The following is a 13,053-nucleotide window of genomic DNA, read 5'->3' as shown; positions in this document are numbered from 1 at the left end:
GTGAACGCAGTCGCCGCTGGGCGGCTTTGGGCCGGCAGGTTGATCAACGACGATACCCAGTACCAAGTACTTCGCCTGCTGGAGGCGGACCCCGAGATGAGCCAGCGCCAGATCGCGCGGGCGCTGGGGCTGTCCGTTGGCAAGACCCACTACGCGCTGAAGGCGCTGCTGGATCGCGGCTGGGTAAAGACACAGAACTTTCGCCGCTCCGACAATCGCTCCGCCTACCTGTACAAGCTGACCCCGGGCGGTCTGCAGGAGAAGGCACGCCTGGCGTATCACCTGCTCAAACGCAAACGCGCCGAGCACGAGGCGCTGATGACCGAGATCGAACAACTGCGCGCGGACATCCAGCAAAATCAAAATGGCGAATCCCCCCTGTAGGAGCGCAGCCCTCTGCGCGATGGGGTGGTGGTGATGTCCCAATCGGCCAGAGGGCTGGCCTCCTACAGAAGGTAAAACGACAACGGATGACGGAATGGAATTCGTCACGCCGCATGACGGTGGCATTTCCCTGTAGGAGCGCAGCCCCCTGCGCGATGGGGTGGTGGTGATGCCCCAATCGGCCAGAGGGCTGGCCTCCTACAGGGGGTAAAACGAGAACGGATGACGGAATGGAATTGATTACGCCGTATGGCGGCACGCTCTGCGAGCGTTATGTGGACGAGGCGACAGCCCGCGAACTGAATGAAGCGGCGCGGGATATGCCCTCCTGGGACCTGACCCTGCGCCAGCAGTGCGACGCGGAGCTGCTGCTGAATGGGGGCTTCTCCCCGCTGACGGGCTTCATGGGCCCGGCGGATTACGATGGCGTGCTCGAGAACATGTGCCTGGCCGACGGCACGCTGTGGCCGATGCCGATCACGCTGGACGTGACCGAAGCCTTCGCCGCGCAGGCGGAGGAGGGCAACCGCATCGCCCTGCGCGATGCCGAGGGCATGCTCATCGCGGTGATGGACGTGGAGCATCGCTGGACGCCCGATCGCACTCGCGAGGCGGAACAGGTGTTTGGCACCACCGATACCGCGCACCCGGGCGTCAACGAGTTGCTGCATCGCACGGGCCCCGTCTATCTAGGCGGCACGCTGCATGGCCTGGAAGCCCCAGTCCACCACGACTTTCGCAACTACCGCTACAGCCCGAGAGAGCTGCGGGAATACTTCCAGAAGCTCGGCTGGAGCCGCGTGGTGGCCTTCCAGACGCGCAACCCCATGCACCGCGCCCAGGTAGAGCTCACCCGCCGCGCCGTGCGCCAGACGGAGGCCAACCTGCTGATCCATCCGGTCGTGGGCGTGACTGCCCCGGGCGATGTGGATCATTACGCCCGCGTGCGCTGCTACGAGCATGTGTTGCGCCAGGCCCCGGAGCAGACCACCCAGCTGAGCCTCCTGCCGCTTGCGATGCGCATGGCCGGCCCGCGCGAGGCCCTGTGGCACGCGATCATCCGCCGCAACTACGGTTGCACGCACATGATCGTCGGCCGCGACCATGCCAGCCCCGATGCGGGCCCGGACGAGCAGGCCTTCTACGGCCCCTACGAGGCACAGGAACTGATCCAGCACCATGCCGAAGAGATCGGCATCGAGATGGTCCCTTTCCAGGCCATGACCTACGTGCAGGATCGGGCGGACTTCGTGCCGGCCGACGAGGTGCGTGAGGGCGAACACACCCTCAGCCTCCCCAGCTCGGAATTCCGCCGCCGCCTGCGCGAAGGTTTGGAGATCCCGGAATGGTTCTCCTACCCGGAAGTCGTGCAGGAGCTTCGCCGCAGCTTCCCGCCGCGCGACCGCCAGGGCTTCACCGTGTTCTTCACCGGCCTGTCCGGCTCCGGCAAGTCCACCATGGCCAACGCCCTGCGGGTCAAGCTGATGGAGCTGGGCGGGCGCGCCGTCACGCTGCTGGATGGCGATATCGTACGCAAGGAGCTCTCCAGCGAGCTCGGCTTCTCCAGGGAACACCGCGACATCAACGTCCAGCGCATCGGCTATGTGGCCAGCGAGATCACCAAGAACGGCGGCTGCGCCATCTGCGCCCCCATCGCCCCGTACACCGACATGCGCCGCCGCGTGCGCGAACGCATCGAGCGGGTAGGGGGCTTTATCGAAGTTCACGTCGCCACGCCCCTGGAAACCTGCGAGGCCCGCGACCGCAAGGGCCTCTACGCCAAGGCCCGCGCCGGCCTGATCAAGGAATTCACCGGCATCGACGACCCCTACCAGGAGCCGCAAAACCCCGAGCTGCGCCTCGACACCCGCGAGATGACCCCGGACGAAGCCGCCCACCGCATCCTGCTCAAACTCGAAGCCATGGGCTTCATCCGCAACCCATGACCCCCCGCCCCTGTAGGAGCCCAGCCCCCTGGGCGATCGCCCTCACCAGGCGCCCGAACCCCTGGCCGAGCAACACCCCAACGCCGCCCGCAACACCCCCCACTGTAGGAGGCCAGCCCCTGGCCGATCGGACCCATCCAGCGCCCCATCGCCGAGAGGGCTCGGCTCCTACAGATCTCGGAGCCACCGCAAATGTAGGAGGCCAGCCCCTGGCCGATCGGACCTATCCAGCGCCCCATCGCCGAGAGGGCTCGGCTCCTACAGTCCTCGGAGCCGCCGCAGATGTAGGAGGCCAGCCCCTGGCCGATCGGACCTATCCAGCGCCCTATCGCCGAGGGGGCTCGGCTCCTACAGGTCTAGAAGCCACCGCCGCCCAAATCATTCGCCGGGTACCAACAACGGCATCCAATCAGGCAACCACCCCTTGATCCCCGCCATCCTCAATAGCCTGAAATGGAGCACCCGCCTGGGCGCCAAGTTCTTCTGGGCGGCCCCGGCCGCGACCAGCGGTGTGGTGTTCTTCACCCTGGTGTCGCAGCTCTCCATGCTGCTGGCCTTCTTCCTCCCGTTGAAGGTCATCATCCTGCTGGGCTCGGACGGCATCCCGCGCTACTTCCCGCCGTCCTTCGAGCAGTTCGACCGTGACTCCCTGATCGTCTGGCTGAGTGCCGCCACAGTCGCCTTCTATGCCCTGTACCTGCTAGCTGAACGCATCGTGGAGTTCGGCGGCGAACGTGGCTCAAGAACTTTGCTCGCCCGCAGCCGCAAGATGGTCCTGTTCGAGAACCAGGACGAACTGGCCGCTCGCGCCTACAAACGCCATGCCGAGGTGATCGCGGGAGCCGTGTTTCTGCTGCTGGCGCTGGGCATCCTGCTCTGGCTGTATCAAGGGGTTGCGCTCCTGGCTGCCGGATACGTTCTCCTGGTAGCCGTTGCACTCCTGGCCGCCCTAGCCGTAAGCGAAGCGTTCCGCGAATGCCTCGAGGACAACCTGGCCGGCTGGATGGGCGTACTCTCGGGCATCGGCTTCATGCTCGCCTTTGCTTACCTGGTAATCGACTTCCTGTTCCTCGATCCCCCCGGCCTGATCCCGGCAATCATCGCGCTGCTGCTCTCCCGCCAGGGCTTCAACCGGCTATCGAGCCTCATAACGGGTCTAGTGAAGCAGCGCAGCCAGAAGGCCAAGCTGGATGCGCTGTTCTTCCACAAGAGCGCCTTCATCCCGGAAGAGGACGATAAGAAAGAGTCCATCTGGACCCTCCTGGCGCCGGAAAAGCGTCAGCAATGGGTGCCGGAACTCATCGCCGAGATGTACGGCGAGCCCGCCCCCAAGGACCCGGACATCCAGTGGTGGCAAACCGATGTGGCCAACGTGGGCGTGCTGCATTGCCGCACCCCGGGAAAGCCGAGCATCTTCATCAAGTTGTTTGCATTAAAACGCACCGCCTACGCCCTGCACGAAGCGACCCTGCTGACTGACCCGCCCAAAGGTCTGCCCAGCCCGCAATGGATCGGCGCCACGCAGGTGCGCGGCTTCCGTTGCCACGTACTGCAGGTAGCTGAAAAGCTCCCGGCCAGGCAGGGCGATACCGGGAAAGGGGTGGAAGAGATCCGCCACGCCTTGCTGCAAGTCCCGCCGCCACAATCACTGTTGACCCGTTACCAGCGATCCCGGCCCATGTTGTGGCAGCGCCTGAACGACACCATGCTGGAACGCCTCCGGATCGCCGCCAGCGATTCACAGGCCCTTAATGCCCTCGGCCAGCTACGCGCTCGGTTGCGAGACTGGCGCGAGCAGCTGGCCGCATTGCCCCTAGCGATTACCACGCGGGACGTTCGGCCCGGCAATATCGTGATGACCGAGGCAGGGGTGCCCACGCTGCTTCACTGGGGGAGCTGGGCGATCGAACCGGCCGGTGCCGGATGGCCGACCAAGCCCAAACATCTTCAGGCGCTTGGGGAAAACTCCAACGGGTTCGTAATTGCCGCGTTGAGCCACGAGCTGGAACGTCTCTTCGAGCGCCAGCGCTTGAGCCGCGCCCTCAAGCTGGTGCCCCGCGTTGTCGGGTTGTTCGCTTCGGCTACCAACGGACCACGGCAATGACGGGGATCCCCTCAACGCCCGCGAACTCGGTGCACTCCAACGATGCAGCGGAAGACGGCTCCCGGCCCGTCTGCTCGGTAATCGTGCCCGTCTACAACCACTGGGGATTGGTTCCAGAGCTGCTGGAATGCCTGCACGCACAGACCTTCCCACAAGACTTCTTTGAAGTGCTTCTCGTGGACAATGGCTCGACGAACTACGATCCGCTGGAAAGCCTGCCCACGAACGTTCGCATCCTCCACTGCAACACGCCGGGTTCCTACGCGGCCCGTAACGCTGGCATCGAAGCCGCGGCAGGCGACTGGCTCGCCTTCACCGATGCCGATTGTCGACCCGATTCCAGGTGGCTCGAGGCCATGCTCGACCGAGCCCAGCAGGAGGGAATAAGCGCTCTTCTGGCTGGCGCCGTCGAGATGTACACGGACTCCGAGCGTCCCAATGCCTACGAAATCTACGACCTGATCCGCGGAATCCCTCAAGCGCATTACGTGCGCCGCGGCTACGCGGCCACAGCCAACCTCTTGGTGTCTAGGACAGTACTTGAGGAACTCGGTGGGTTTGATGCGACACGTTATTCAGGGGGCGACGCGGACTTCTGCCGGCGAGCCGTAATGCAAGGCCATCCGTTGCGATACGTTTCGGAGGCGGTTGTGTATCATCCCGCCCGCCAGTCCTGGGGAGAAGTGGTCTCCAAGGCACGCCGAATCAAGGGCGGGCAGCTCGCATCCGGACCATTCCATTCCAAGATATACTGGTTGGTGCGTACTATCTGTCCTCCACTTACATTATATTTCCGTATCATCTCCTCATCATGCTTCAGTGTTCGTTACCGTTTCTGCGGTGTTGTCATTCAGACTCGAATATGGTGGGCCGAGCTGGGCGAAGCCGCGTGGCTCATGCTTTCCCGAAGAAAGCGCGTACAGCGTTGATGCGATTTAGCATCTACCGTAGATTTGATTGCTAAGAGAGCCAAATAGCAGTAACGCGAGTATCAGCGCGTGCGACTAATTACGCAACATTGGAGGCGACTGTCCGAAACCTTAAAATCAGTCATCCCGTATTATGTCATAAATGCTTTTTACAAACAATATAAAACGTTCTAGTATTTTGCTGTTTTATCTTTGTCAATGAGTGGACTCTCTGTGCTTCCCGCTACATGTCTGAGCGGATAACATAAACATAACGGGGGGCCTCCCTAAATGACGTTTTTGGCGGCCTTTCGGTTGTACACTTGTAAACAATAATGAACGAAACATCACTCAAGGGGGTTGTTGTTCGAGGCCGAGGGCTCGCATCCTGCAAGGTGGGAGACCTTCCGCAGCAGGTTCTAGATTATTTGGGCGGAAATCCAGTTCCTGGGACGGCCAATGTTATCCTAGAGAGACCGGTTCGGCTCCGTTGCGATGGTATTCTTGGCTCTGTTGGGCTGCATTCATATTGGCCCTCAGAAATTCAAGGTGACCCTGTGATAATCGACAGATGGCCTGGTTGCCCTTTGCATGTGTTGGAGGTCATTTCCACGAAGCGTATAAGAGATTCGGCGTTCCCTCGAGAAAGAATTTCAATTGACCTAGGCCAGTCGCACGTGCCGGTGATTATAGGTTCAAAAGAATGGCTGGCATGGGCTTGCGCTTGGCTTGGCCGACGTTCTTGGTACTATCGCAGCGACCAGTATGTTGTTTTCACGAAGTGGTTGGCTAGAAAATGGATTCCCGCTACACAAGGACGATGCGTCTGACCGGCGGCCATTGGTTGAATGTTTCTTCAGTGGACCCTCCACTGCTTGCGCTTAAAGATTGGGTGCTTTAATGATTACAGTGGTTATACCGACATGCGATAGGGCTGAGCTTTTGCGAATGGCTATCGACTCAGCGACGAAGAACATTGGGGACTCTGATGAGGTCTTAATTATTGATAACGGCGTTGAATCGGCAGTCGGTATTGACGTTTCGGATAAACGTATCCGGTTTCATAGGTTGTATCCTGGCTGCGGTGTTTCAGTTGCGCGGAATCAAGGGCTTTTTCTTGCGGCCAATCGCTGGGTAGCATTCTTGGATGACGACGATCTTTGGCCAGACGAGTATCTTGCGAGGATTAAGAAGATAATAGGTTCGAACGCAGGTAACGAGCGTGTTGCCGCGTTTATAACGAGAAAGGATCGGTACGACAGTGATGGGCGCATCTATAATTACAAAACGCCTACGGTTGAATCGCTTTCTTTGCCTAACCTTCTGACTAGTAATGGGTGTGCAGGCGGGTCAAACTTGGTTGTAAAGAAAGAAGTGGCACTTCGGGTGGGAGGTTTCGATAGGCGTCTGGACAGGCGCGAGGATCGAGTTTTTGTTATGGATCTGCTGCGTTCAGGATACTTGGTTATGCCCATAAACAGCATTGGTGCTTTAACACGGGATGGTCACCATGGTTCGGAAGGTCGTCTGAATCAAAATAGAGGCCATAATCTCCTTCGTGACTTTGTTTTCTACACGCGGTTCGCCTCACTCATGGATGCTGACATGCGCGACGATAATCTGCAAAGTCTTTTTCGGCGCCTTAAGAAGATAAAGTAAGTACGAGGTAAACGTTCGCGATTGGCACGTTTACGTTCTAGGGAAGCTGTAGTCTTTTGATGGGAAAGGATGGGTTGGTGACAACGACGGAATATTTTGGATTGCCGTGCGCTGGAAAAAGTACGTTGGCGGAGTCAACGAGGGAAGGTCGCACGGTAAGATTGAGAAAAGAGTTAAGAGATCGGACTCGTGGTCGACTAATCTCTGACCGACAGGGAGAGGGTGAAGAGACCACGGTCCAAAGAGGTTCCGATGCGCACATGGAACGCGGCATCCAAGGAAAGGAGATGGCGAAAAGAGGCGCCATGGTCGACGTAAAGAAGCTGTCCGCAATCGTGCAGTTGTATTCAGCTGTATTGGGCAACGACGTAGGAGTTATGGAAGACCTAAGGCGTGTGAGGGGGGTGGATGCGGATATCTGGCGTCATCGGGTCAACAGCTTATGGGAATGCGCTTTGGTCGAGGCAGAGATAAATGTCACAGACCAAGAAGTAATCCTAGACGAGGGAATTCTTCAACGGGCTCTGGCGACTCGGGCCTTGCTTTGCATGTGGGGGCTCAGAAGTCCGTCGGAAAAAGTTCACGGATTGAATTTATACGAGGGTTTGGCCTGGCGCAGGTTCGTTTTTGTGGATATAGCGCCGGAGATAGCTCTTGAACGCTACTCCAGGCGGGGCGGCATACCGTTCCTAAACGAAATCGAAGATCCGAGACGTTGGTTCGTTCTCCTGGATAGGCTAATGCGTCAGTCCTGTGAAGATCTGTCCAGGGAAGTAGAGATCGTGGTGGTCGGGGGCTGACTTGCCGTGGTGCGCGAGGCTCGGTGGGAGCGTGTATAGGCAACGGTGATGAGTATATTTCGTGGGGTAACGATGCAGGCTGGGATTAGAGGGAAACGTTGGGGGCGGTGGTGTGTCTCGGTGGCCAAGCGTGTGCTTCCGGCCCGAGTCCTGAGTACGTTGCACAGTATTCTGCCCGTGGGCTGGGCGGGCTCGCACGTGTTCTCGTCGAGGTACGTGCGGGACGCGTACTGGCTTCTTTGGGGCGGTTGTGAGGAGGAGGGAATAAGACGCCTAGAAGAAGTCTTCTGGTCAGATAAGTCCTCGGAGTTGACCAGGATCGAGTCAGGAGTAGCTTTATTCCAGTGGAGATATTTTGAGGGATCAATGGAGGCGTGTAGGCGCATCGGCGAGATTGTTTTGAATCTTTCTCTTAGTTCCCAAGAGAAGAACGAAATGCTGCTTGGGCTGTCCTCTGTATATACAGCGTTGGAGGGCAGGGAAGCGGCTGAGGAGTTGGTTAAGCAGCGCTGGTGTGGAGCAACGGATGATATTGACTACTGTTTTATGCGCGCCAACACCAGCACAGACGATCTGCATAAACTTTCATGGATTAATAGAGGGCTTTTGGCGACAGGCTTAAGTGGTATCCGGTTAACAGATCGGAAGGAACGACTTACGTTAGGTAATATCGAGGGGACGATTGAGAGATCAGCCGACGGCGTGCTGATCTCAGTAATTGTTCCAGTCTATAATGGCGGAAGGTCAATCAGTTGTGCGCTGAAGTCGATTCTGAAGCAAACTTGGCGGAACATTGAAGTGATTGTTGTCGATGATTGCTCGACAGACAACACGAGGGACGTGGTCGCAGCGATAGCGCATGTGGATCAACGAGTGCGCTTGATCGCTCTAAGAGCGAATCGCGGAGCGTACGGAGCGCGCAATGTAGGTTTGCAGGAGGCAAAGGGTGCTCTGCTTACCACGCATGATGCGGACGACTGGTCCCATCCGGAGAAATTTGAAACGCTGGCCAGCAGGTTGGCTTCGAATAAGCGTTTGATGGCTGTGTGGGGCTCGTGGGTAAGGGTTACGGAAGAGCTTTCCTTTACCCACAATTGGCGTCCTTCCCGCTCGTTTGTCCATCCGAGCCATTCATCATTTATGTTTAAGCGAGAGGTTGTCGATTCGTTGGGAGGTTGGGAACCGGTTCTGGTCGGGGCAGATACCGAGTTTATGTGGCGAGTTAGGGATCAGTTTGGGGTGTCGGCAGTGGAGATTGTCTCACCTTTATGCCCTTTAGCGTTTGCTTTAGACGACGAAGGATCACTGACTCGAAGTGGTATGCGGCATGTGAGGACGGTGTATTTCGGTTTGCGACATGTCTATAGGGAAATCTCTCGATATCGCCGGATTCAGTATCGATCCCGTGCCAATGGTGCGAGTTCGTCGATGAGCGGTATTGGTTTACCGCATCTGTTATTAGAGAGGGGCCCTTCATGTCGGACATACGATGTCCTTCTCTGTGGTGATTTCGGGGATCAAAAGGTGGCGAATGGGGCGAAGGAGCTGTTGGATTCGTGTTCGGTGGATCGCGATCGAATGGCAGTGTTTCATTGGCCAGGTCAACGCTCCTGCAAACCGTCGATTGGAGCGGGGCGGGTGTTTTGTGATTCTTACTTTGCGCTTCTTGAGGATGGCCTCACTCCCGTTGTTTCGGGAGAGCGCTTGGTTGCGAGAGAGGTTGTAATCGTCCGATCTGAGTCGCAATGGTTTTCGTTGGGCCGCTATCCTGATGTGGGTGGTGTATCGCTGTGGTCGCGTTTGGACGTATCGGGTTTAGGTGAAAGGTCTTGGAGAGTTCAAGACGAACTCTGTAGGGGCGTTACGGAGGGTGATTCTTTTGCGCAGGTGTGTTGCGAGATCGCAAACGGATGTCGTGACTAGACGGGCGCGTAGTTTAGGGCTCGCGCCTGTGAAAGTCTGTGAAACTTAAAGGTGTTAAGACTAAATGGTACACGTGTCGCATTCGCGAGAGCCACAATGCGTAGATGGATTTGGGATGTTGGCGCCATTGTCGGCTTGTCTCGAGAGGGAATTAGAACAAAAATTGGAATATATCGGCGCAGAGTGGATTCGGAAGGGTACCGTTAAAAGCGTTCGCAGACATTATTTTAAGGGTGATGACGGATTGCTGTCGTGCATAGAACATGTTTATATAGGAACTTCAGATTGGCCTTTAGACGTAGTGCTCGCGCGCAGTGGAATTTTGAGTTCGGGAAGGAGCTGGAGGGCGCCTCAGGTATTTGGTACAGAGGCTACGGAGGGAGAGCTGCGGAGTGCGTATTTTGAGGATTTCGCTAAAGAAAAGGGGTTCGTTCGGCTTGCTAGGAATAGAAAGGAATTTATCAAGGCTGCGCAGTGTTTGGGCGAGATGTCTGTGGACGTGGAGTCTCGCATTTCTGAGTTAGGGAATTCCGGCACTAGGCTGTTAAAAAGGGATGTTGGGGTGAGTAGAAAGGGGTTGATGATGCATGCGCGGAGGTTTTCGAAGGCGTGCGGTATGGCGGGTATCAGCGGGCTGCCACAGGATGCTTGGCGCTTCGCGCTTGTGTTAGCTAGGAGGTGGGAGGTTGCAGACAACTCGTTGATGGTGGCTTGTCATTATGATGCAAACAAAGGGAATGTGTTCGTAGCGCCAGGCAACGGTTTGGCTCTGATCGATTGGGAACATGCAAGGAGAGCGCCATTAGGCGCGGAGCTGTGCCAGTTGTTGTATTCGTCTTTGTGGGGAAGAAAGGGGCGGGCGGTTAAAGAGATGGAGCTATCCATGGGGTGGGAGAGCGATGTTGTTGCGAGTTATTTGTTTGGGAGTGGTCGGGATGGGACCGAAGTATATCGGGCGCAGTTTGGTTTGGATTTCAAAGTTGTGATTAGGCATATGTTGAAAGGGTTTGCCGATTATGTGGAGCGTTTTGAGGGGCGTATTCCGCAGCGGGATAGGTTGTTGGTAGATAGAAATTTAGAGTTGTTGGCGGAAAAGATGTTTCGTCTGAAATCGTATTGTTAGTGGCTTGGCGTTGTTGGGGGATTAGTGGAGCATGACCGGTTCCACTGCGATGCGCGCGGGTTAGTCCATGAGTCGCCGCCTAGATTGAGAGTTGGTCTTTGGTGGGCTGCGCGGAGGGTGCATAGTGGGCAATACGATTCAGATGTGCTGGTGCAACCCGGCTAGGGCTGTAGGTAGACCAGAGACGCCTGGCGGCGTCTGCTGGTGTGGTGCGGTGGTGGGGTGAGCATGACCCGGCGGGGGACTTCTGGGACAATGCGGGAGCCGAGTGCCCTTTCCTGGATGCAAGGGAATTGCGGGTCTGGCGGCGCGACTAAGGCAACCATTCTGAGGCGGTTCGCGATGTCACTGCTTACGTGGTTGGCTGGTATAAGGGGCGTGGAACGCACTTGGCAAAGTTGGAACGCCAACCCGTGCCGATGTGAACTGCGCTGGACCGCAGATAGGCGGATATCCCAAGCTTTGTTGGTTGTCGAGTTGGGGCTGGCGCGGGAGTTAGCTGGGAAGTAGCCACTCAGGTTGTAGACGGTCAGTTCTCCGAACCAAATGGGGGTGAGGTCAGTGAGCAGAACAACGCGGAGGTGATCGAACTCCTGTCCGAGTATGGGGGCAACTCGGTTCGCTTCGCCGATGCCTGTGGCAGGGCGCGCGACGGATCGTGGGGCACGGCAGCAGGTGTGGGGCTGCGTTTCAGGACGTCATTTTCGTCCGGTTTCCAGACGTTCGCCAGATTACGCGGAATTGGCCTCCGATGTGTACGGCGCGGGTGATCTGGTCACGGAATGTGTAGCACCTAATGTTCTCCAGGTCATTTGGCCCCGGTTCAAGCGCCCGGTCGGTGAACATCTCTCGCGGGACCCTACTGGAGGGCCGCCAGGCCGTGGGTTTTGGCGAACCAGTCCTGCCCCAGTTTGTTCAGCTGCTCTCGGTTGAAATGTCCATTGCGTATGAAGTGGTTGGTGCCCAAGCCGTAGTTGGCCTTGAATATCACGTTCTGTTGTAGCACCGATTTCGGGATGGTGGGCGGGCGGGTGCCGCGCCAGAGGACTTCGGGAATGGCTAGTGACTGGACGCGTTCGGCCACCCAGGCCTTGCTGGCGAGCTTGTCGGAGAGGATGGTGAATCGCGGGTCGTGATCGAAGATCTTCCGCCAAAGAAATTTTTCGTTGGCGGTGCGCGGAAATGCCGTGCAGGGGGCGTGTCCGTTCCGTTTGATGAGGTCGGCCACCAGCTCGGGATAACGGCGCCAGGTCCAGCGAGTGACGAGCCCGAGGATGAGTTGGTCCAGGAGTTTCATGAAGCGGGTGTTCCAGTGGGTTTTCGGGCCGTAGCGTAGGCGAGCGCCCATGGGAAATGTGCGCCTGTGGCGTCCTGGTGGATGCCGGGGCCCTGGCGCAGCAGGGCTTCTGTCTGGGCCGATGGGAGTATTACGAGGCCGAACAGGTTATGGACGAAGCCGCATAGAGACGTTGTGTCCGGTAGTGTCCAGAAGAAGGACTCGAGTGTTTCTGTCGTGTGCTGGAAGCCGGCGGCTTCCAGTTGGGCTTGCAGGCCCCCGGGTTTGAAGAAGTGGCCTTGGTGCCCGGTTTCGGTCCAGGTGTCGACGGGCCCGTTGAGGAACGCGGCGGTAGGCGTGTCGGCTCGAACATCGGCGACCGCGATGAGCCCGCCGGGTCGCAGGACGCGGAATGCTTCGTTGAAGGAGCCTTGCAGTTCTGCGTGACCCAGGTGATGCAAGCCTGCCAGGCGTGCCAGCTTGTCGACGGAGTCGTCCGCGAGGGGCATGTTCCAGATCGGCGCGACATGGGTCTTGAAGCGCGCGGCCAGCGGCTTACCGAACGGCACAGAAGGCTCGATGCAGATGACTTCCGCACCCGCGGCGGCTACGGCCTCGGCAACGAACCCGCCGCCGGCCGGGGCATCGACGATGACTTCGGCAGGTTTCGGGTCCAGTCGGTTCAGCAGTTGGCGCAGTTCTTCGTCTCGGGCATTGGGGAAGGTGGCCATGGCGCTGTTGTACAGGTGGCCGCGCCGGTCGAAAGTCTCTGTGTAGGTGGTCACGTGCAGTTCAGACTCTCGTGTCGGCCGGTTGCTTCCTGTGCGCATGTTGGCACAACGCGGCGCCTGGTCGCTTTAAGCGTCTGCGATTGGAAGCCAACGACGCGACAGTGCTGTCTTGGTCAGGAGAGAGGGCGTGGTACCGGTT

At 58.1% G+C, this 13,053-nt stretch carries 10 protein-coding genes; 8 read left to right on the top strand and 2 right to left on the bottom strand.

The features are described from left to right. Positions 1-39: 39 nt before the first annotated feature. The 8 genes from F579_RS0104760 (at position 40) to F579_RS0104735 (ending at position 10,847) form a co-directional block, all read left to right on the top strand. Positions 40-384: a MarR family EPS-associated transcriptional regulator gene (locus F579_RS0104760; protein ID WP_019024021.1), complete on the top strand. Its 345-nt coding sequence runs from the start codon at positions 40-42 to the stop codon at positions 382-384. Positions 385-614: 230 nt separating this feature from the next. Beyond that, positions 615-2,330 carry a bifunctional sulfate adenylyltransferase/adenylylsulfate kinase gene (locus F579_RS0104755; RefSeq protein WP_019024022.1) on the top strand — a complete coding sequence of 572 codons (1,716 nt, stop codon included), beginning with the start codon at positions 615-617 and terminating at the stop codon, positions 2,328-2,330. 424 nt (positions 2,331-2,754) lie between these two features. Further along, complete coding sequence (locus tag F579_RS0104750; RefSeq protein ID WP_019024023.1) at positions 2,755-4,434, top strand: hypothetical protein; 1,680 nt, start codon at positions 2,755-2,757, stop codon at positions 4,432-4,434. Beyond that, positions 4,431-5,363 carry a glycosyltransferase family 2 protein gene (locus F579_RS0104745; RefSeq protein ID WP_019024024.1) on the top strand — a complete coding sequence of 311 codons (933 nt, stop codon included), beginning with the start codon at positions 4,431-4,433 and terminating at the stop codon, positions 5,361-5,363. The genes F579_RS0104750 and F579_RS0104745 overlap by 4 nt, the downstream gene beginning before the upstream one ends. 879 nt (positions 5,364-6,242) lie before the next feature. Beyond that, on the top strand, positions 6,243-7,001 hold the full coding sequence (locus F579_RS14915; protein WP_081616897.1) for a glycosyltransferase family A protein: 759 nt from the start codon (positions 6,243-6,245) through the stop codon (positions 6,999-7,001). A gap of 260 nt (positions 7,002-7,261) precedes the next feature. Further along, positions 7,262-7,801, top strand: coding sequence for a hypothetical protein (locus F579_RS0104740; protein WP_231365770.1), 540 nt, complete (start codon positions 7,262-7,264; stop codon positions 7,799-7,801). Positions 7,802-8,236: 435 nt separating this feature from the next. Then, entirely contained in the window at positions 8,237-9,724 is a 1,488-nt protein-coding gene (locus tag F579_RS14910) for a glycosyltransferase family A protein (protein ID WP_196800383.1), read from the top strand. 616 nt (positions 9,725-10,340) lie between these two features. Beyond that, complete coding sequence (locus F579_RS0104735) at positions 10,341-10,847, top strand: phosphotransferase (RefSeq protein ID WP_231365771.1); 507 nt, start codon at positions 10,341-10,343, stop codon at positions 10,845-10,847. An 859-nt stretch (positions 10,848-11,706) separates the two neighbouring features. Here the strand turns inward: F579_RS0104735 and F579_RS0104730 are convergent. Beyond that, on the bottom strand, positions 11,707-12,144 hold the full coding sequence (locus F579_RS0104730; protein WP_019024027.1) for a hypothetical protein: 438 nt from the start codon (positions 12,142-12,144) through the stop codon (positions 11,707-11,709). Then, positions 12,141-12,908 carry a class I SAM-dependent methyltransferase gene (locus F579_RS0104725; protein ID WP_019024028.1) on the bottom strand — a complete coding sequence of 256 codons (768 nt, stop codon included), beginning with the start codon at positions 12,906-12,908 and terminating at the stop codon, positions 12,141-12,143. Before F579_RS0104725 ends, F579_RS0104730 begins: the two co-directional genes overlap by 4 nt. Positions 12,909-13,053 lie beyond the last annotated feature (145 nt).

The organism is Thioalkalivibrio sp. ALJ21 (genome assembly GCF_000378605.1).
GTDB lineage: Bacteria > Pseudomonadota > Gammaproteobacteria > Ectothiorhodospirales > Ectothiorhodospiraceae > Thioalkalivibrio.
The sequence above is the reverse complement of the archived record's forward strand: the minus strand, read 5'-3'. Positions and strand labels throughout refer to the sequence as shown.